The 21,009-nt window shown below is 76.2% G+C and carries 13 protein-coding genes; 5 read left to right on the top strand and 8 right to left on the bottom strand.

Annotated elements, in window-relative coordinates:
- The first annotated feature begins 394 nt into the window (after positions 1-394).
- The 5 genes from ACI2LW_RS18350 to ACI2LW_RS18330 all read left to right on the top strand — a co-directional run bounded on the left by ACI2LW_RS18350 (position 395) and on the right by ACI2LW_RS18330 (position 8,135).
- The gene (locus ACI2LW_RS18350) at positions 395-688 is read left to right on the top strand and encodes a DUF503 domain-containing protein (RefSeq protein WP_404732234.1); all 294 of its coding nucleotides are present in this window, start codon (positions 395-397) and stop codon (positions 686-688) included.
- Positions 689-762: 74 nt separating this feature from the next.
- A complete protein-coding gene (rbfA, locus tag ACI2LW_RS18345) occupies positions 763-1,224 on the top strand; it encodes a 30S ribosome-binding factor RbfA (RefSeq protein ID WP_404732233.1) in 462 nt (153 codons plus the stop codon).
- On the top strand, positions 1,221-2,126 hold the full coding sequence (gene truB, locus ACI2LW_RS18340; RefSeq protein ID WP_404732232.1) for a tRNA pseudouridine(55) synthase TruB: 906 nt from the start codon (positions 1,221-1,223) through the stop codon (positions 2,124-2,126). The genes rbfA and truB overlap by 4 nt, the downstream gene beginning before the upstream one ends.
- Before the next feature lie 832 nt (positions 2,127-2,958).
- Positions 2,959-7,041 (top strand): trypsin-like peptidase domain-containing protein, encoded by a 4,083-nt coding sequence (locus ACI2LW_RS18335; RefSeq protein ID WP_404732231.1) that lies wholly within the window; start codon positions 2,959-2,961, stop codon positions 7,039-7,041.
- Positions 7,042-7,178: 137 nt separating this feature from the next.
- On the top strand, positions 7,179-8,135 hold the full coding sequence (locus ACI2LW_RS18330) for a bifunctional riboflavin kinase/FAD synthetase (RefSeq protein ID WP_404732230.1): 957 nt from the start codon (positions 7,179-7,181) through the stop codon (positions 8,133-8,135).
- Positions 8,136-8,332: 197 nt separating this feature from the next.
- On the opposite strand, the gene ACI2LW_RS18325 is transcribed toward ACI2LW_RS18330, so the two are convergent.
- From ACI2LW_RS18325 to eccE, 8 genes are all read right to left on the bottom strand, one after another.
- Positions 8,333-9,490: an ABC transporter ATP-binding protein gene (locus ACI2LW_RS18325; protein ID WP_404732229.1), complete on the bottom strand. Its 1,158-nt coding sequence runs from the start codon at positions 9,488-9,490 to the stop codon at positions 8,333-8,335.
- Positions 9,487-10,671, bottom strand: a complete 1,185-nt coding sequence (locus ACI2LW_RS18320) for an ABC transporter ATP-binding protein (RefSeq protein ID WP_404732228.1) — start codon at positions 10,669-10,671, stop codon at positions 9,487-9,489. Before ACI2LW_RS18320 ends, ACI2LW_RS18325 begins: the two co-directional genes overlap by 4 nt.
- The gene (locus ACI2LW_RS18315) at positions 10,617-11,618 is read right to left on the bottom strand and encodes an ABC transporter permease (RefSeq protein WP_404732227.1); all 1,002 of its coding nucleotides are present in this window, start codon (positions 11,616-11,618) and stop codon (positions 10,617-10,619) included. The genes ACI2LW_RS18320 and ACI2LW_RS18315 overlap by 55 nt, the downstream gene beginning before the upstream one ends.
- Entirely contained in the window at positions 11,615-12,751 is a 1,137-nt protein-coding gene (locus ACI2LW_RS18310; protein WP_404732226.1) for an ABC transporter permease, read from the bottom strand. The genes ACI2LW_RS18315 and ACI2LW_RS18310 overlap by 4 nt, the downstream gene beginning before the upstream one ends.
- Positions 12,752-12,763: 12 nt before the next feature.
- Entirely contained in the window at positions 12,764-14,644 is a 1,881-nt protein-coding gene (locus ACI2LW_RS18305; protein WP_404732225.1) for an ABC transporter substrate-binding protein, read from the bottom strand.
- Positions 14,645-14,980: 336 nt separating this feature from the next.
- Positions 14,981-18,493: an SCO5717 family growth-regulating ATPase gene (locus ACI2LW_RS18300; RefSeq protein ID WP_404732224.1), complete on the bottom strand. Its 3,513-nt coding sequence runs from the start codon at positions 18,491-18,493 to the stop codon at positions 14,981-14,983.
- A 260-nt stretch (positions 18,494-18,753) separates the two neighbouring features.
- Positions 18,754-19,518: a hypothetical protein gene (locus tag ACI2LW_RS18295; protein WP_404732223.1), complete on the bottom strand. Its 765-nt coding sequence runs from the start codon at positions 19,516-19,518 to the stop codon at positions 18,754-18,756.
- Positions 19,515-20,849, bottom strand: coding sequence for a type VII secretion protein EccE (gene eccE, locus ACI2LW_RS18290; protein WP_404732222.1), 1,335 nt, complete (start codon positions 20,847-20,849; stop codon positions 19,515-19,517). Before eccE ends, ACI2LW_RS18295 begins: the two co-directional genes overlap by 4 nt.
- Positions 20,850-21,009: the final 160 nt, after the last annotated feature.

Raw genomic sequence — 21,009 nt, 5'->3', positions numbered from 1 at the left:
GCCGCCGGCGCCCGGCGGGGCGAGCCCCGCCGGCGGGGCGGGGCCGGGGCGGCGGCCCCCGCGGCCGGGGCCGGGGGGGGGGGGGCCCCCGGGCCGGGGGCCCGCGGGGGGGGGGCCCCCACTTCCGGGGCCCGGACCTTCCGGGGTCGGGTCTTTCGGGGCCCGGACCTCCCGGAGCTGCGTCTTCCGGGGCCGGACTTTGCGAGGTCGGGTCTTCCGGGGCCGGACCTTCCGGCACGGTCCGTACGTGCCGGGGTTCCGCCGTCACGGGCGGGGGCGGGCGGGCCAAAACCCCGTCGAGCCGCCGGCGGGATCGCGGTACCGTTCTTGATGTCCCTGCCCGCACCGACGGCAGGACCATCGACCCCGTACCGGCGGGCAACCCGGCACACACATGTACGTGGGGACTCTGTCCTTCGACCTCCTCCTCGGCGACGTCCACTCGCTGAAGGAGAAGCGTTCCGTCGTCCGCCCGATCGTCGCCGAGCTCCAGCGCAAGTACGCGGTGAGCGCGGCCGAGGTGGATCACACGAACCTCCACCGGCGAGCCGTGATCGGCCTGGCCGCGGTCTCGGGCGACGCGACACATCTGACCGACGTGCTGGACCGGTGCGAGCGGCTGGTGGCGGCCCGCCCCGAGGTGGAGCTGCTGTCCGTCAGACGCCGCTTCCACGGCGAGGACGACTAGCCGCCCGGAGCGGACGGCCGCACCGGAGCAGACCACACAACGCAGCACCAGAAGAAAGAACGGGAGACGGACCAGTGGCCGACAACGCGCGGGCGAAAAGGCTGGCGGACCTCATCCGAGAGGTGGTGGCCCAGAAGCTGCAGCGCGGGATCAAGGACCCGCGGCTCGGCTCGCACGTCACCATCACGGACACCCGGGTCACGGGCGACCTGCGGGAGGCGACCGTCTTCTACACGGTCTACGGGGACGAGGAGGAGCGGCAGGCCGCGGCCGCCGGCCTGGAGAGCGCCAAGGGCGTCCTGCGGTCCGAGGTCGGCCGTGCAGCGGGGGTGAAGTTCACCCCGACCCTCACCTTCGTCGCGGACGCCCTCCCGGACACCGCCCGGACCATCGAGGACCTCCTGGACAAGGCACGCCAGTCCGACGCCAAGGTGCGCGAGGCGGCCACCGGAGCCTCGTACGCGGGCGGGGCGGACCCCTACCGCAAGCCGGGCGCCGAGGACGAGGCCGACGAGACGGACGACACCGCCGAATGACCAGCAAGCCCACCCCGCCCGACGGCCTCGTCATCGTCGACAAGCCGTCGGGCTTCACCTCGCACGACGTCGTGGCCAAGATGCGGGGGATCGCACGGACCCGCCGCGTCGGCCACGCCGGCACCCTGGACCCCATGGCGACCGGTGTCCTCGTCCTCGGCGTGGAGAAGGCCACCAAGCTCCTCGGCCACCTCGCGCTGACCGAGAAGGAATACCTCGGCACCGTCCGCCTCGGGCAGAACACCCTCACCGACGACGCCGAGGGGGAGATCACCTCCTCCGCCGACGCCTCGAAGATCACCAGGGAGGCCGTGGACGCCGCCGTGGCCAAGCTGACCGGCGACATCATGCAGGTGCCGTCCAAGGTCAGCGCCATCAAGATCAACGGCGTGCGGTCGTACAAGCGCGCCCGGGAGGGCGAGGACTTCGACATCCCCGCCCGTCCGGTGACCGTCTCCTCCTTCCGGGTGTACGACGTCCGGGACGCCGTCGCCGACGACGGCACCCCCGTGCTCGACCTGGTGGTCTCGGTGGTGTGCTCCTCCGGCACCTACATCCGCGCCCTGGCCCGGGACCTGGGCGCCGACCTCGGCGTCGGCGGTCACCTCACCGCGCTGCGCCGCACCCGCGTCGGCCCCTACGGGCTGGACTCCGCGAGGACGCTGGACCAGCTCCAGCAGGAGCTGACCGTGATGCCGATCGCCGAGGCCGCGCAGGCCGCGTTCCCGCGCTGGAACGTGGACGCCCGGCGCGCCCGGCTGCTCACCAACGGCGTACGGCTGGAGATGCCCGACGAGTACGCGGGCGCCGGCCCGGTCGCCGTACTCGACCCCGAGGGCCGCTTCCTCGCGCTCGTCGAGCACCACCACGGCAAGGCCAGGAGCCTGGCCGTCTTCGCCTGACGGGGCGGACCCGGCGGCGGGGCGGGGCCTGCCTGACGGGCGGGCCGGCGTCCGCCGTGGGCTCTGCCCGTGGAGCGGCGAACACGGGGTGTTGCCTCGTTCGCCGCTCCACGGTCCCCCCTCGGTTCCCCCACCCCTAGGGTTATCCAGCGGCCCCCGGCTATTCACCCGACCGTGCAGGCGCTCGGAGTGAAGAGAGGGAGCGCAAGGGGCGCGTTCGCCGCACGATCTGTCCCGCTGATCATCCGGCGCCTACCGTCGACCTCGGAGCACGCAGGCAGGCCGTACGGCGGGAGGTCCGACCATGGCGGGACACGGCCCGCGGGCGACCGGAGCCGAGCGCGAGGCGCGAGCGGCTGGAGCCGGGCGCGACGACGAGCGGACGGCCGGCACCGGGCGCGGCGATGAGCGGGCGGTTGGCGTCGGGCGCGGCGATGAGCGGGCGGCCGGCACTGGGCGCGGCGATGAGCGGGCGGCCGGTACTGGGCGCGGCGATGAGCGGGCGGCCGGTACCGGGTGCGAGGCGGCGGCCGGAGCCGGGCGCGACGCCGAGTGGACGGCGGGAGCCGGGCGCCACGACGCGCGGACGGTCCTCACCGGGCGCGACGACGAGCAGACGGCCGGCACCCGGCACGACATCCGGCACGACGAGCAGGCGGCCGGGACCGGGTGCGAGGCGCAGGCGGCCGGAGCCGGGTGTGGCACGCGGGCGGCCGGCACCGGGCGTGCCATGCAGGCGGCCGGCACGGGCCACGGCGTCCCGGCGACGGGGACGGGGCATGGCGTTCACGGGACCGGCACCGATCCCGTGACCGGGCCACGGGTGGCCGGCATGCCGCCCGGCATGCAGGACGGCGCGGAGGAAGGGGCGCCGGCCCCGGCCGGGACGCGGGCGTGCGGGCCGTCGGCGGCCGCCGCGGGCGAGCCCCGCACCGCCCGGCACGCGCTGCGGACGGCACGGTCCGGGGGGCCGGAGCCGGACGGCGCGGCTCGCCGGCGGGCCGAGGTCCGGGCGCTGGACCGGGCCCTGGACCGCGCGCTGGTGTGCGTGCGCGACCTCGCGGGGCGGCTGCGCGGGACCGGCTTCCTGGCCGACCACGAGGGCACGGTCGTCACCAGCCACGAGGCCGTCGACGGCCTGTCCCGTCTGGTGCTGCACGTGCCCGGCGGCGGCGACCGCTCCTGCCTGGTGACCGCCGACGCGGTGACCGCGCTGCCCGCCCTGGACCTCGCCCTGGTGCGCACCGAGGGCCTCGGCGCGCGACCGCTCCCGGTCAGTGTGCGCGACGGCGTCGCGACCGGCGCCTACGTCCGGATCGCGGCGGGCGGCTGGCGCGAGGCCCGGGTGCTCGGCGCGTGCTCGGTGACGTACACCTCCACGGACCGCTTCCACCTCCTCAAGGACGCGCTGGAGCTCGCCATCGGCACGGCGGGCCGGGACGCGCTCGGGCTGGGTGGCGGGGCGGCCGGCGGGCCCGTCGTCGACGCGGCGACCGGGGCGGTGGTCGCCGTTCTGGGCACGGCCCTGCAGTCCGGCCGCGGTGAGGCCGGACACGCGGTGCCGCTGCGCCGGGAGGGCGCCCTGGCCGGCCTGCTCGGCCGCAACGCGGCCACCGTCCCCGCCTACGGCCCCGATCTCAACCTGGCCGCCGTCCTGGAACTCACGGCCACGGCACTGGCCCAGGACGGCCCCCGCGGCGCCCTTCCGGCCCACGAGACCCGCCCGGGCACCTTCAGCACCCCCACCAACACCTCCACCAGCACCTTCACCGAGCCGCCGCCCCTCACCGCCCCGGCCTTCCCGCACCCGGGCGCCGCGTCCGGCCCCGCGCCGGGCGCCGCGAGACCGCCGCTCGACCGGCGACCGGCCACCGAAACCACCGAAGTCACCGAAGCCGCCGAAGCCGCCGAGGCCGTGGAGGCCGTGGAGGCCGCCGAGGCCGCCGGAGCCGCGCCGGGCGTGCGGCGGGACGCCATCGTGCGGGAGTGGGAGGCCTTCGCCGGGAGCCGGGCCCCGGTGCTCGGCCTCGTCGGGCTGCCCGGGAGCGGCCGGACCACCGAGCTCGCCGCCCTCGCGGCGCGGCGGGCGCGCGGGGACGCGCCCGCGCCCACCCTGTGGCTGCGCGGCGCCGATCTGGAGGCCGCCGACACCTCGGTCGCGGACGCGGCCGGGCGGGCGCTGGACCGGGCGGCCCGGATCGTCGCGGCCTCGCGGGCCCCGCTGCCCACCGAACTCGGCGACCTCACCCCGGAACGCGTCGCCCGCCTCGCCCGGGCGCACGGCCGCCCCCTCCTGCTGCTCCTCGACGGCCCCGAGGAGATGCCCCGCGCGCTGGCGGACCGCCTCGCCGAGTGGACCGAGCGGAGCGCGCACTGGCTGCGCGCGACGGGCGCCCGGCTGGTGGTGGCCTGCCGGGAGGCGTACTGGGAGGGCGCGGGCGCGCACTTCCCGGCCGGCGCGCTGCACACCCCGGCCGCGTGGACGGGCACCGGCGGACAGCTGCCGCCCTGCCTGCCGCTGGACGACCTCACCCCGGAGGAGGCCCGTGAGGTCCGTGCCCGCCTCGGCGTCCCGGACGGCGCGCTCGTGGCGGCCGACGCCCGCCACCCCCTCACCCTCCGCCTGCTCTCCGAGGTCCGGGCCGCCCTCCCCGGTGACGCCGGCCATCCGCCGCTCGACCGGCACGACGTGCTCGCGGCCCACCTGGACCTGATGTGCCTGCGCGTGGCCGTGCGCCTCGCCGCCGAGAACGGCCTGCGCGGCACCGCCGTACGGCGGCTCGCCGCGAAGGTCGCCGGACAGGTCCACGAGGCCGCGCGCCGCAGCCTCGGCCCGGGCAGGGACGACCTGGACCGGGCGGCGTTCGAGGAGGTGTTCCCCTGGGGGCCCGCCCCCGCGCGGCTGGGCGGCGGTACGGGGTGGGCCTCCGCCGTGCTCACCGAGGGCCTGCTCGTGCCCGCGGGCGACGGCTACCGCTTCGCCCACGAGGAACTGGCCGACTGGCTCCAGGGCACCCACCTCGACCTCGACGAGGCCCTGCGCGTCCTGGTCCGCCGGCGGCCCGCCCCCGGCGCGCCGCGGCCCCCGCTGTCCGTCCCGCACCACCGCATCGGCCCGGTCGTCCAGGCGCTCCTGCTGCTGGCCCGCCAGCACGGCACGCGCCGCCTCGCCGCACGGCTGGAGGAGCTGGTGTGCGCACTGGACGCCGACCCGCGCTCCTGGTGGGCGTCCCGGCTGCCGGCCGCCGTGCTGCTGCGCGTGCCCGACGCGACGCCGTACGTCCGTGAACTGCGGCTGCTCGCCGACCGGATCGTGGCGTGGAAGGAGCGCGGGCTGCCCGTGCCGCACGGCTACGGGCCCGGCTTCTGGACCGCGCTGCCGCTGACGCACGCCGACCGCTGCGACCTCCTGCGCCGTCTCCTCCCCGCCGACGAGGCCCCCGCCCCCGGCGGCCCGCACCGGGCAGGGGCGGGCGGCGCGGCCGACGCGGCGGCCGCGCCGAGCGCCCCGGGTACGCCGGGCGCGCCCGTGGGCCCCGCCCGCCCCCCGGCGCGCTACCTCGACGCCGCCGCACAGCTCCTCGCCGCCGACCCCGCCGCCGTACAGCCGCAGCTGACCCGGTGGTTCGACGACGAGCGGCCGCTTCCCGCGGCGCCGCGGGCCACCGTGGCCACGGCCGCGCAGGCGCTGCTCCACACCCACCGCTCCCGCGCCCTGGACGAACTGATCGCGACCCTGGCCGAGTGCGGGCACCGCCGGGCCGGCGAACTGCTGGCCGCGCTCGCCGAGGAGGAACCCTCGGCGCTGTGCCGGGCCGTGGAACGCTGGGCGCACGACGAACGCCCGGCCCGGCGGACCGCGGCGATGGCGCACGGACTGCGCACCGCACCGCACGCCCGCACCGAGGCCGACCGCGAACTGCTGCGGCACGCCGCCGCGACCCTGCTCGCCCGCCCCGCAGACGCCGCCCTGCACGGCGCCGCGCTCGCCCTGCTCGTCGGGGACGACCCCACCCGCGCCCACCGGCTGCGGCCCGCCCCGTGGCCCGGTACCGAGGGCGGCACGCCGCTGACGCCGGGCGCCCCGGCCGCTCCCGCGCCGACGCCCCCTCCCGGGCCGGCCCCGTCGGTCCTCGGCGAGCGGGTGCGCAACGGACCGGGACCCGTCGCATCTGTCGTATCCGTCGAACTCGGCCGCGACCGTGCGGAGCGCCGCAGCGGCGGTGCTGGTGGGCCCGACGGTGCTGATGACCCCGGCCGTCCCGACGGCCCCGGCGGCCCCGACGGCTCCGGTGGTCCTGCCGCCTTCGAGGGCTTCGGCGCGGAGGCCGGCGGGACGCTGCGCGCCCTCGCCGAGGTCGTCACGCCCGCGCTGGCCCGCCGTATCACCCCCGGGGTCCGGGACGCGGTGGCGCGCCGGCCGGAGACCGCCGGTGCGGTCGCGGCGCACGTCCACCACCGCCTGGACCACGGCCCGGCCGCGCGCGACGTACTGTTCCCGCTGGTCACCGGCCTGTTGCAGGGTGGCCCCGAGCCGCTGCGGGCCGCCCTGGCCGGGGTTCTGGCCACCCCCGGGCCGCCCGCCTCGCGCGCCCTGCGCCGGGAACTCCTCGACCTCCTCCTCGCCCACGAGGAGGACCCGGCCGTCCTGGACGCGGTGCTGCACGCCGCCGCCGTCGGCACCGGGGAGGACGTGCGCGACGTCGTCCACCGCGTCGGTCTGCTCCTGGTGCGCACCCCGGAGGGCGCGACCGTGTTCGACCGGGGCCTGGTGGAGCTGGGCCGGCATGTCCCGGGCTTCGCCGCCCGCACGGCGGGCTGGCTGGCCGAGGCCCCGAAGGACTGGGCCGCGGTCGTCGGACCCAGCGCCCGCCGCATGATCGAGAACATGGCGGGCGTACACGTTCCGGCCTGATCCGGGCGGGGACGTGCGCCGGGTCACAGCACCCATGCCGATGCGGGCCGCGGGCGCCGGGCATGGCACCCTTAGACCTGCGGACAAGGCAACCTGGACGACACACACGGACACGGGTTCGACGAGGAGCGGTCACAGTGCAGCGCTGGCGTGGCTTGGAGGACATCCCCCAGGACTGGGGGCGCAGCGTCGTCACCATCGGCTCCTACGACGGAGTCCACCGCGGGCACCAACTGATCATCGAGCACGCCGTGAACCGCGCCCGTGAGCTCGGCGTCCCCGCGGTGGTCGTCACCTTCGACCCGCACCCCAGTGAGGTCGTGCGCCCGGGCAGCCACCCGCCGCTGCTCGCCCCGCACCACCGCCGTGCCGAGCTGATGGCCGAACTGGGCGTGGACGCGGTGCTCGTCCTGCCGTTCACCACCGAGTTCTCGAGGCTGTCCCCGGCCGACTTCGTCGTCAAGGTGCTGGTGGACAAGCTGCACGCCAAGGCGGTCGTCGAGGGCCCCAACTTCCGCTTCGGCCACAAGGCGGCCGGGGACGTGGACTTCCTCACCGAGCAGGGCAAGATCTACGACTTCGAGGTCGAGGTCGTCGACCTGTACCTTACCGGTGAGGCGGGCGGCGGCGAGCCGTTCTCCTCGACCCTGACCCGGCGTCTGGTCGCCGAGGGCGACGTCCGGGGCGCGCGCGAGATCCTGGGCCGCCCGCACCGCGTGGAGGGCGTGGTCGTCCGCGGCGCGCAGCGCGGCCGCGAACTGGGCTTCCCCACCGCCAACGTGGAGACGCTCCCGCACACCGCGATCCCCGCCGACGGCGTCTACGCCGGCTATCTGCACGCGCAGGGCGAGGCCATGCCGGCCGCGATCTCCGTCGGCACCAACCCGCAGTTCGACGGCACCGAGCGCACGGTGGAGGCGTACGCCATCGACCGCGTCGGCCTCGACCTGTACGGCCTGCACGTCGCCGTGGACTTCGTGGCCTACGTCCGCGGCCAGGCGAAGTTCGAGTCGCTGGACGCGCTGCTGGAGACGATGGCCGACGACGTGGAGAAGTGCCGCGAGATCCTCGCGGCGGACCAGAAGACGCGCTAGCCGTCGCCTCCCGGGCGACGGTCCGTGTGCCGGTGACGGTCCTGGTGCCGGTGGTCGCCCGGTGACCGGGTGGGCGGGGGCTGCGACGGCGCCGGCGGTGACCGCCACCGTGCCGGCGGCTGCCGCCGTGGGGCGGTTGCCCACCGTCCGGCGGGCGGGTGACCGCCGCCTCACCGGTGGGCCAGGACTCACCGCTCTCAGAGCCCGCTCTCGACCCTGCCTTGCGCATCGGCCCCGGCCCCGGCCCCGGTAGCCCCATCGGCAGCGGAATCGGTCCCGACCCCGACCCCGGCCCCGGACTTCGTGCCGCCCTCCGCCCCCGTCGCCGTCCCCGACTCCGCCCCGGGCCCGACCCCGCCCCCGGCCTCCTCCCCGGCCCCGGCCGTGGCCCAGTGGCAGGCCACCTGGGCCTCGCCGCTGCCGGACAGGATCCGCGGGTCCTGGTGCCGGCAGGCGTCCGCGACGCCCACGCGTTCGGCCTCGCCGCCGGCCAGGATCTGGCAGCGGGCGTGGAAGCGGCAGCCCGACGGGATGCGGGACGGGTCCGGAGGCTCGCCGCTGAGCACGACCGGGGCGCCGGGGGCGTCGGGCAGGACGGACAGCAGGGCCTGGGTGTACGGGTGCCGGGGAGCCGTGAGGACCTGCTCGACCTCGCCCGTCTCCACGATCCGCCCCAGGTACATGACCGCGACCCGGTCGGCGATGTTCCAGGCCAGTCCCAGATCGTGGGTCACCACGAGCGCGGACAGGCCGAGTTCGTCGCGCAGCCGCAGCAGCAGCGCGAGGATCTCGCCGCGCACCGACGCGTCGAGGGAGGCCACCGGCTCGTCCGCGACGACCAGTTCCGGCTGGAGGACCAGCGCGCCCGCGATGACGACGCGCTGCCGCTGGCCGCCGGACAACTCGTGCGGGTAGCGCAGGAAGAACCGCTCGGGCGGCCTGAGCCCGGCCCGGGCCAGGGCCTCGGCCACGGCCGCCCGCTCGTCACCGCCGTAGCCGTGGACGCGCAGGCCCTCGGCGACGGCGTCGTACACCGTGTGCCGCGGATTGAGCGAGCCGCTCGGGTCCTGCAGCACGAGCTGGACCCGCTTGCGGTACGCCTTGAGCGCGCGGGCGGAGTAGTCGAGCGGCGCGCCGTCGAAGGCGACGCGGCCCGCGGTGGGCGGGACCAGGCCGAGCAGGGAGCGGGCCAGGGTCGTCTTGCCGCAGCCCGACTCGCCGACCAGCGCCACGATCTCGCCCGGCCGGATGTCGAGGTCCACCCCGTCGACGGCCCGGGCGGGCGGGGCGCCCTGCCGCCCGGGGAAGGTGATGTGCAGCCCCTCGACCCTCAGCAGGGGCGACGTGCTCGTCATACGCCATGGCTCCTCACGTCTGCGTCCCGCTCCACGGCCGCCGTGCGGGGCCCGTCCCCGGGCGTGACCCGAACGGCCTGCGCCCCGGCCCCCGTTGCCCCGCCACCCGTTGCCCCGTCACCCGCGCCCGCCGTCCCGTCCGTCCCGTCGGCACCCTCTGCATCGTCTGCACCGTCCGCGCCGTCCACGTGGACGCAGGCCGCGCTCCGGTCCGGTCCCGCCGTGCGCAGCACCTGGTCCTCGGTGGCGCACCGGTCCAGGGCGACCGGGCAGCGCGGATGGAAGGCGCAGCCGGAGGGGACCGCGGCCGGATCGGGCGGGTCGCCGGGCAGCCCGCGCGGCGCGAACCGGGACGCCGGGTCGCCGATCCTCGGGAACGCCGCCGACAGGGCCCTGCCGTAGGGGTGCCGGGCGTCCTCGTGGACCTGCCGGGCGGGACCCTCCTCCACCACCCGCCCCGCGTACATCACCGCGAGCCGGTCGCAGGTGTCGGCGAGCACCGCGAGATCGTGGCTGATCATGACCAGGCCGACGTCCTGCTCGCTCACCAGTTCCTCGATCAGCCGCAGGATCTGGGCCTGGATCATCACATCGAGCGCGGTGGTGGGCTCGTCGGCGATGATCAGACGTGGATCGCAGGCCAGCGCCATGGCGATCATCACCCGCTGGCGCTGGCCGCCGGACAGCTCGTGCGGGTAGGCGGACGCCCGCGCCGCGGGCAGGCCGACCTGCTCCAGCAGTGCGCGGGCCTTGCGCCGCGCGGCGGCCGGAGTCGTCCCGCGGTGCAGCAGGACCGGCTCGGCGATCTGGTCGCCGACGCGGTGCACGGGGTTGAGGGAGTGCATCGCGCCCTGGAACACGATGGACGCCCCCGCCCAGCGCACCGCCCGGACCCGGCCCCACTTCATCGCCAGCACGTCCTCGCCGTCCAGCAGGATCTCCCCGCCGACCCGGGTCCCGGCCGGCAGCAGCCGCAGCAGGGCCAGCGCCAGCGTGGACTTGCCGCAGCCGGACTCCCCGGCGATGCCGAGCTTCTCGCCCGCGGCGAGGGACAGGTCCACCCCGCGCACCGCCGCCGCGCCGCCGGGATACGTCACCTCGAGGTTCCGTACGTCGAGCAGGGTGGTCAACGCGACACCCCCAGCCTGGGGTTGAGCACGGCCTCCACCGCGCGCCCGCACAGCGTGAAGGCGAGCGCGACGACCGCGATGGCGATGCCCGGCGGCACCAGGTACCACCAGTCTCCGGAGCTGACCGCCCCCGCCTCCCGCGCGTCCTGGAGCAGCCCGCCCCAGGACACCACCGTGGGATCGCCGAGCCCGAGGAAGGCCAGGGTGGCCTCGGCCAGGATCGCGGAGGAGATGATCAGTGTGGTCTGGGCGAGGATCAGCGGCATGACGTTCGGCAGCACGTGCCGGGACATGATGTGCCAGTGCCCGCCGCCGAGCGCCTTCGCCCGTTCGATGTACGGCCGTGACTCCACCGCCAGGGTCTGCGCCCGCACCAGCCGGGCGGTCGTCGGCCAGGTCGTCACGCCGATCGCCAGCACGATGGTGCCCAGCGAGCGGGACATCACGGTGGCGAGCGCGATGGCGAGCACCAGGGTCGGCATCACCAGGAACCAGTCCGTGACCCGCATGATCACCGTGGCGTACCAGCCGCGGAAGTGCCCGGCGGTGATGCCGATCAGCGCGCCGATCGCCACCGACAGCACCGCCGCGAGCAGCCCGACCAGCAGCGACACCCGCGAGCCCCAGATCACCAGCCCCAGCAGATTGCGCCCGAACTGGTCGGTGCCCAGCGGGAAGTGGCCGCTCGGGCTCTCCAGCGGCCGGCCCGGCGCGCCGGTCACGCTCGCCACGTCGGAGCCGACGGTCAGCGGCGCGGTCAGCGCGACCAGCCCGCACAGCACGAGCGCGGCCAGCCCGGCCACGCCCGCGCGGTGCGTGCGGTACTCCCGCCAGAAGCGGGCGGCGGAGGCCCGGCGGCGCTGCCACGCCAGCGTGCGCCGGCCGGGCCCCGGAACCGGTGCCGGGCCGGCGGGGGGCCCGGGCGCCGGGCCGTGGGCGGTGCCGGGCGCCGGGTCGCGCCCGGGGTCGGGTGTGGTGGCGGTGTCGGCGGCGGTCATCGGCCCACCCTCGGGTCGAGCAGCGGATACAGGAGGTCGGCGAGGGTGTTCATGACGATCACCGCGGCGGCGAAGACGAAGAACAGCCCCTGCACCAGCGGCAGATCGGGCACGCTCAGCGCCTGGTAGAACAGCCCGCCGAGGCCCGGCCAGGAGAACACCGTCTCGACCAGGATGACGCCCGCGACGGTACGGCCGAGATTCACGAAGATCAGCGTGACCGTGGGCAGCAGCGCGTTCGGCACGGCGTGCCGGCGCCGCACCAGGTCGTCCCTGAGCCCCTTGGCGCGCGCGGTGGTCAGATAGTCGCTGCCCATCTCGTCCAGCAGCGCGGACCGCGTGACGAGCAGGGTCTGCCCGTACTCCACCGCGACCAGCGTCACCACGGGCAGGACCAGATGGTGGGCGACGTCGACGACGTACGCGAAGCCCTCCTCGCCGCCCGACTCCATGCCGCCGGTCGGGAACAGGCCCGGGACCGGGCCCACCCCCACCGACAGCACGATGATGAGCAGCAGCCCCAGCCAGAAGGACGGGATCGAGTAGAGGGTGAGCGCCAGCCCGGTGTTGAGCCGGTCGCCGGGCCCGCCGTGCCGCCACGCGGAACGCGTGCCGAGCAGGACGCCGAGGGCCGTGTAGAGGACGAAGGCCGTGCCGGTCAGCAGCAGCGTGTTGGGCAGCGCCTCGGTGATCTTGTCGACGACGGGGGCGCGGAACTGGTACGACGTCCCGAGGTCGCCCGTGAGCGCCTTGCCGCAGTAGTGCGTGAACTGCTGCCACAGCGGCAGGTCGAGCCCGAACTCGCGCCGGTAGACCGCGATCTGCTCGGCGGAGACCGGGCGGCCGCCGGTCATGAACTTCACCGGGTCGCCCGGGATCAGCCGGAACAGGAAGAAGCTGGTGACGAGGACGGCCAGGAGCGAGACGGCGGCGCCGGCCAGCTTGCCCGCCACATACCGCGGGTAGGCGGTGGCGCCGCGGGCGCGGGCCGCGGCGCCCGCGCCCGCCGGCCCGGACCCCGCCGGCCCGGACCCCGCCGGCCCGGACCCCGCCGGCCCGGACCCCGCCGGCCCGGACCCCGCCGGCCCGGCGGCCGGCTGGGCGGCCGGCGCGGGTGTCGCTTCAGCGGTCATGTGCGTCTGCCTCTATTCACGGTCTTCGGCGGTGGCCCGGCGGCGCATCGCGAGCAGCACCACGAGGCCGCCGACGACGACGACGCCCGCGACGATCCCGATGACCACGCCCGTCGACGTGGAGCCGTCCGAGGAGTCGCCGGAGTCCGCCGGGACCGCGGACCACCAGCTCCAGTAGCCGTCCTGGCCGTAGATGTTGCCCGCCTTCGCGGGCATCGTCGTGATCGACTCGATCTGGTCCGTGCGGTAGGCCTCGACCGCGTTCGGATAGGCCATGACGTTCATGTACCCCAGGTCGTACAGGCGCGACTCCAGCTGCTTGACGATGTCCGCCCGTTTGGCGGGGTCGTATTCGGCGAGCTGCTGGGCGTAGAGCCGGTCGTACGTCCGGTCGCAGATGAAGTTGTCGGTCGCGCCGGTGTCCTTGGGGGTCGCCGGGCGGGCCGCGCAGGTGTGGATGGACAGCACGAAGTCCGGATCGGGGTTGACCGACCAGCCGTCGAAGGCCAGGTCGTACTTGCCCGCGAGCCAGGGGTCGGTCACGTTGTCCAGGCAGTCCAGGGTGACGCCGATGCCGAGCTTGCCCCACCACTCCTGGAGGTACTTGCCGACCGCCTTGTCGTTCGGGTCGGTCGCGTGGCAGAGCACCCGGTAGTTCAGCGGCTTGCCGTCCTTGCCGACCCGCTTGCCGTCGGCGTTCTTCTTGTAGCCCGCCTGGTCGAGGAGCCCGGCCGCCTTCGCCGGGTCGTACGCCAGCTCCTGGCCGGCCGACGGCTTCCAGAAGTAGGAGGAGAAGCGCGGCGGGATGTAGCCCTGGCCCTCGACCGCGTGCCCCTGGAACACCTTGTCGACGATCGTCCTGCGGTCCACCGCCATGAACAGCGCGTGCCGCACCCGTTCGTCCAGCAGGGACGGGTCGCCGTCACCGAACTTCTCGCCGTTCCTGGCCTGCGCGCCCGGGTTGGTGGCCAGGGCGTAGAACCGGCGGCCGGGGGCGTCGTTGACGTGGATGTTCTTCTCGCCCTTGAGGGAGGCGGCCTGAGCGGGCGTCAGCGACGGCGAGCCGGCCACGAAGGAGACCTCGCCCTTGCGCAGGGCGGCCACGGCGGCGTCCTGGTCCTTGTAGTAGCGGAAGACCAGTTCGTCGAACTTGGGCGCCCCGCGCCAGAACCCCTTGTTGGCCTTCAGCCGCACATAGCTGTCCGGCTTGTAGCCGGTCAGCACGAACGGCCCGTTGCCGACGACGGGGAAGCTCTTGTCGTTGTTGAACTTCGAGAAGTCCCGGACCTTCTCCCAGATGTGCTTGGGCACGATCGGCACGTCGAGCGCGGTCATCGTGGCCTGCGGCTTCTTCAGCCGGATCACCAGTTGGGTGGGGCTGGGCGCGGTGACCTTCTCGAAGTTGCCGACGAAGCTGCCGTTGGCGGTGGCGGCGCCCTCGTCGGTCATCATCTTGTTGAACGTCCACGCCGCGTCCTCGGCGGTGGCCTGCTGCCCGTCCGACCACTTGGAGTCGGTGCGGATGGTGTACGTCCAGGTCAGCTTGTCCGGCGACGGCTCCCACTTGGTGGCCAGCGCCGGGATGACGTGGCCGTCCTTGGGGTCGTAGTTGGTCAGGTACTCGTACATCAGCCGGTGGATGCTGGTGCTGAGCAGCCGGACCGCGAGGAACGGGCTGAGGGAGTCCACGCTCTGCGCCACGGCGACGGTGAGCACCTTCCCGCCCTGCGGGGACTCCGCGGCCCGGGCCTGCGGTGCGGCCGGGGCCAGCGGGGTCGCGAGCCCGGCCGTGAGGACGAGGGCGGCCGCGCCCGCGGCGCCGAGAAGGCGTGTTCGCGTCCCCCTCGGGCGCGGTCCGGTACGTCCTCTGCCGTGCTGATCGTGTCTCTTCATGGCTCGGTGACCTCGCGTCAAACGCGCGCGGGACGCTTTGCGCCCCGCGCGGGGCGGGCTTGAACGGGCTTGATCGGGTGACGCCGGCGGAATGCTGTGAGTGTCTATCAGCGGCAGTCTGCGCCCGTCAACGGTGTGTCAAACCCCATGTGGCCTGCGGAAATAACGACTTGACCGCGATGTGATCCACATTGGTCGAGACCGGTGAAGCCTTGCTGGTGAGGGCGTGGCGGCGAATTTCCGCCGGTTCTGCCTGCGAACGCGCGAAGGCCCGCGCCGTCGGAACGGCGCGGGCCTTCGCGCACTGCGGTCGCGGCTTTTGGGGGAGCCGCGCGGCTACTGCGGGGGCGGCGGGGGCGGGGTCTGCCCCTGGTGCGGCTGGTGACCCGGCTGCTGCGGAGGGCCCTGCGGCGGCTGGCCCTGGCCCTGGCCCTGCGGCTGGGGCTGGGGCTGGGGCTGGGGTCCGCCGGGCGGCTGGGGCTGCTGCCCCTGCGGCTGCGGCTGCGCGTACGGCGGCGCGGGCTGCTGCTGCGGGTGCGGGTGCGGGGTGAACGGGGCCGGGGCCGGCTGTCCCGGCCCGCCGGGGGCCGCCGGAGGGTTCGGCTGAGCCGGCCGGCCCGGCCCGCCGGGATACGGCGGGGACGGCTGCCCCGGCTGCCCGGGGAACGCCTGTCCGGGCTGAGCGGGGTGGCCCTGCGCGGGCGGGGCGGGCTGAGCGGGGTACGGCTGCGCTCCGGGCACGCCGGCTTGCCCCGGCTGCCCGGGGTACGGCTGCCCGGGGTACGGCTGGGCGGGCGGCTGAGCGGCGTACGGCTGCCCGGGCTGTCCGGGCTGTCCGGGCTGTCCGGGGTAGGGCTGTCCCGGCTGTCCGGGGAGGGGCTGGCCGGGCAGCGGCGGGGCGGCCACCGGGGGCGGGTTGCCGTCGGAGGTCCACAGCCCGTGGGCCTGCTGGTGCCGTACGAAGTCCTCGGCGACCATGGCCGCCAGGGTGAAGTACGCCTCGCGCACCTTGGGCCGCATCATGTCGAGGTCGACCTCGGCGCCGGCGGCCAGGTGCTCGTCGAAGGGCACGACGACGACCCCGCGGCAACGCGTCTCGAAGTGGGAGACGATGTCCTCCACCTTGATCATCTTGCCGGTCTCGCGCACCCCCGAGATCACCGTGAGGGAGCGGGCGACCAGGTCGGCGTACCCGTGCGCCGACAGCCAGTCCAGGGTCGTGCTGGCGCTGCTGGCTCCGTCCACGGACGGCGTGGAGATGATGATGAGCTGGTCCGCGAGGTCCAGCACACCGCGCATGGCGCTGTAGAGCAGACCCGTGCCGGAGTCGGTGAGGATGATCGGGTACTGCTTGCCCAGGACGTCGATGGCGCGCCGGTAGTCCTCGTCGTTGAACGTCGTGGACACGGCCGGGTCGACGTCGTTGGCGATGATCTCCAGACCGGAGGACGCCTGCGAGGTGAACCGCCGGATGTCCATGTACGAGTTGAGATACGGGATCGCCTGCACCAGGTCACGGATGGTGGCCCCGGTCTCCCGGCGCACCCGGCGGCCCAGCGTGCCGGCGTCCGGGTTGGCGTCGATGGCGAGGATCTTGTCCTGCCGCTCGCTGGCGAGCGTGGAGCCGAGCGCGGTGGTCGTGGTCGTCTTGCCGACACCGCCCTTGAGGCTGATGACCGCGATCCGGTAGCAGGAGAGCACCGGCGTGCGGATCAGGTCCAGCTTGCGCTGCCGCTCGGCCTCCTCCTTCTTCGCGCCGAGCCGGAAACGGGACGGGGCGGCGGCCGGCCGTCCGCTGCGCGCCTTCTGCCGCTTGTTGTTGAGCAGGCGGTCGGAGGACAGCTCCACCGCCGCCGTGTAACCGAGCGGCGCGGCACCGGGGTTGGTGGGGCGGCGCTGGTCGTGCTGTATGGGCTGCGGCCAGGCCGAGCCGGCCCGCGGGTCGGCGGGCTGCTGCGGGGGCTGCGGTGCGGCCTGCGGCGCGGGGGGCTGCTGCGCGTGGGGCTGCGGCTGCTGGGCGGCCTGGGGCGGCTGCGGCAGGTCCGGTCGGTCGGGCGGCTGCGGGAAGCCGTACCCCCCGGGGTGGGCAGGCGGCTGCGGGGCGCCCGGCTGCGGCAGCGGGAAGCCGTATCCGCCCTGGGCGGCGGCGGGGGCGGGCGCACCGGCAGTGGGGTAACCGTAGCCCCCCTGCGCCGGGTCGGGCTGCGCGGGCTGCGGTGCCGCGGGAGCAGGGGCAGGACCAGGGGCAGGGGTCGGCGCAGGGGCGGGCGCGGGTGCGGGTTCCGCGGCGGGCTGCGGGAAGCCGTAACCGGTCGCCGGCGCCGGGGGAACGGGCGGCCCGGCCTGCGGCTGCGGCCCCGGGGGCGGGGCGGCGTTCCAGGCGGCTGGCGCGGGTTGCGGCGGCTGCGGCTGGAAGGGCGGCTGCTGGGGCTGGGGCTGGGGCTGGGGCTGGGGCTCGGACGCGGGCTGGAAGGGCGGCTGCTGGGGTTGCGCCTGCGGCTGGGCGGGCCACTGGTCCGCGGGAGCCGGGGAGGCGGGCGGGAAGGACGGAGGCAGCGGCGGCACCGCGTCCTGCGGCGCGGGCGGGGGACCCCACGCGGGCGGAGCGTCCTGTACGCCGGCCCCGGCCCCGTCGGCCGGCACGGCGTCCTGGGGCACGGCGTCCCGCACCTCGTCGGCGCCGGCGTCCCGCACGGCGGCGGGCACCGCGTCCTGGACGCCCTGGTCGTCCCCGCGGTCCGCGCCCGTGCCCGGAGCGTCGGCCGGGGGCACGGCGTCGCGCACCTCGGCGGGCCCGGCCTCGGGCCCGGGGGCGTCCGGTGCCGGGGCCGCGGCGGGCTCCGCGCCCGCCTCCGCCTGCGCGTCGCCCTCCCCGGCGCCCGAATCGGCGGCACCCTCGACGGCACCGCTCACGCCGGCCCCGGAGGCTTCATCGGCCTTGCCGGCTTCGTCGGCCCCATCGGCCCCATCGGCATGGGTCCCGTCGGTCCCGTCGGCCGCCACGCCCGCGTGCGCCTCCACGTCAGCGGACTCGGCGCCGTCCGGCTCCGCACCGGCGACGGCCTGCGCCCCGGCCGGGTCCTCCGCCCGGCCTTCCGGCGCGGACGGCTCCCCGCCCTCGGAGGCGGACCCGGGCTCCGCTGCGGACCCCTCCGCCCCGAGTTCCGACGCGGGCTCCTCCGCCTCGCCGACCGTGCCGTCGTGCACGGCCGTACCGTCCGCGGCGACCGTGCCGTCCTGCACGGCCGTACCGTCCGCGGCGACCGTGCCCTCCTGAGCGGCGGCGCCGTCACCCGGCTCCTGCCGGCCGGCCGCGGGCGTCGGCGCCGCCTGGGCGGAGTCCTCGGCGCCCGCCGCCCCGTGCACGCCCGGTGCGGCGTCCTCACCGGCCGCGTCGCTCCCCCCGGTTCCGTCGGCCGCCCCCTCCGCCTGCGACCGCTCCGCGAACTCGCGCTTGAGAGCCGCCGCGGAGATCCGCATCGTGGCGCCGCTGACGAGGTCGCCGTTGCCGGCGTCCTCCGCCTGAGGCACCGCCGGCGCGGCGGCCTCCGCGGGCGGGGCGGCGGGCGCGGGCGCCCAGGCGGGCTGGAAACCGCTGCCCGGCGGCGGGCCGGGAAGGTCGACCGGGGGCCCGACGGGCGGGGGCGGCGCGGGGGTGGCGGGCGCGGGCGGGGCGGCCGGGGTCTGCGCCCCGTCGCCCGCCGCACCCGCGGCGTTCTGCGTGTACCAGGCAGGCGGCGCGTAGTCGATGGTGAACTCGCCCGTCGTCTCGACGGCGGACTCCGCGTCGGACTGGTCATCGCCGGGTGTGCCCCAGCCCCCGCGGATCCCGTCCCGATCGCTGTTCACAGTTCCTCCTGGTGTGGTCGAGCACCCTCATGCCGTGCTGGGGCGACCGTTCTTGTCGTACAGGCAGCCTAATCACCACGGGCACGCCCGCGGCAGGCCCGTCCAGCCCTCCGCCGCGGTCCACGGCGCCCCGGCCGCCTCCCGGTTCACGAGCCGGACACGCGCACGGCCGCCGAAGCGGGGCGAACCGCCGGCGCGGAAGCGGGCAAACCGTCGGCAAGCGCTCAACCGCGCGGGGACAGGCGATCGTTCGGGCGCGCTCAGTCCATGCGCCGCGGTGTGCCCAGCAGTCCGATCTCGGCGTCGGTGGGCTGCGTCATCACGTACTGCCGGTCGCGGTCGGCGCACCACAGGGTGACACCGTCGGCGAGGGTGGGCAGCGACTCCACGTCGGCCCGCGGCAGCGCCATCGTGCGGCCCAACTCGGCCGCCTCGTCCGGCGAGATCCGCTGGACGCCGACCAGCCGCGCCTGCCGTATCAGCCGGGGGGCCACCGGACTCATGTACGGCAGCAGGGTCACCACGGCCTGCCAGGGACCCGACACCACCCGGCCGCGCGGGGGCCGCATGCCGCAGTCCCGCACGACCAGCACCGGCGTACCGGCCGACGCGCCCTGCGGGGGCACCCGGCCCACCTCGTACACGGCGAGGCCGTTCTGCCCGCCGCCCATCGCGTGCACCATCTGCATCCAGGACTGGGGGCGGCCCGTCTCCACGGCGACACGCGCCCCGGTGGCCGCCGCCCGCAGGGCGAGGACCTGCGCGGTCCACAGACTGCCGATGAGCACGACGTCGTACGGCGTGGGCCGGTTGAGGCCCAGGACGGCGGGCCGCCCCTCGGCGTCCACGCCGGCCACGACACCGTCGTCGCCGATGGGCAGCGCCAGCGCGTCCAGTTGCTCCGCGGGCAGCGCGTGCCGTCCGTGCCGCGGGCCGAGCAGCCCGAGGCCGCCGCGCAGCCGGGCCGCGGCAAGGGCGCGGCCGGCGCCCGGACGGCTCTCGTCCGGTGGGGTCACGGTGGTCATCGGGCACCTCCCAGCGGCAGTGTGGCGAGCACGCCGGGCACCTGCTCCCGGTCCAGCCGGGTCAGGCCCACGCCCATCTCCCGGGCGGCGTCCTGCACCGCGCGCCGCGCGGCCACCAGTTCGTCGTCACCGCGCCCGGTCACCCGCACATGCCCGCACAGCACCGTCTCCTGCCGCTCCCCGCGGAAGAGGGTGAGGCTGAACGTGGTGGCCAGGGCCGGCACGGCGGTCAGCCGCGCCACCAGCTGCGGCAGGGACGGTCCCCGGCCGCCGAGCTGGGGCCAGCGCCGTATCCAATAGGTCGTGTGGCGGCGGTTGTCGCAGCGCCAGCTGCGCCCGGACTCCTCCGTGCGCCGCTCCCGCGCCCCGGTCCGCCCCGCCTCGGCCGTCACCAGCGGGTTGGCGCACGCCGACGTGGCGAGCGCGGCGGTCAGCTCCTCCTCGTCGAGCACGGTCGTGCGGAACCCCGCCCCGGTGAGCCGGCTCGCGAGGTGGTCGGCGACCCGCGCGAGGCATCTCTGCGCGCCCACGAGACCGCCGCCGCGCGCGGCCACCGCCTCCTGGCACAGCTCCGGATCGAGCTTCAGCGCGATCCAGGTGATGCGCACCGCCGGGGCGCCGGTCAGCTCCTGCAGCGGCGCGTAGTTCGTCACGGCGACCGAGTGCTGCGGCAGGTGCAGCGCCGGCGCCGGCTGGGTGTGCAGCACGATCTGCGCCGACTCCAGCCGGATGCCGTCCACCTCCAGCGCGTCCCGCACCGGCCCGACCGGCAGGGGCCGGCGCCCCCGCTCGGCCCGCAGCGCGGTGACGTCGGCCTCCACCTGGACCACCGCGCTCAGGAAGGTGCCGTCCCCGACCATGCCCACGGGCCGGCGGTCCCGGCCGCCCCAGGAGCAGGTGCGCAGCCGCGGTTCGCACTCCACGGCGGGCGCCAGCGACGGCTCGGTGCCCTCCGGCACCGGGGTGCTCGCGGCCAGCCGCTGCCGTGCCCGCAACGCCCGTACGGTGGCCAGCCATTCGGGCAGCGAGCGGCCCCGGCGGCGGACGAAGGCGAGCAGGACCAGCGCCACGGCCACGGCACCGGCCGGCACCAGGGCGACGGGGCCGACGGCCCAGCCCACCAGCAGCGCGGCGGCCGCGCTCTCGACCAGCACGAGCCGTTGCAGCCGGAACGCGCCGGTCCGCCCCCGGTGCGTGCGAAGGTGGACCGCGCCCGGCGTCGCGGGGCGGGCCGCCGCGGCGGACGGCGGCGCTTCCGGGCCGGGCGCGGGTGCCGCGGAGTCCCGCGCCGGCGCCCCGGCGCCGGGACGTGTCCGTGTCCCGGAAGCCATCACTCCATCCCCCCGATTCGCTCACAACTCGCAGCGTTTTTCCGCATATCACGAGGCCCTTGAGGGCCCAGGTACCCTACCTGCTCCGCGAGCCCCGGCGGACACCAGGCATAGTAGGGGCTCGGTCCGACACCGGGGGGCGGGACGGCCCCGACCCCGC

Source organism: Streptomyces sp. NPDC004065 (assembly GCF_044903565.1).
In the GTDB taxonomy this organism is placed as follows: Bacteria; Actinomycetota; Actinomycetes; order Streptomycetales; family Streptomycetaceae; genus Streptomyces.
The sequence above is the reverse complement of the archived record's forward strand: the minus strand, read 5'-3'. Positions and strand labels throughout refer to the sequence as shown.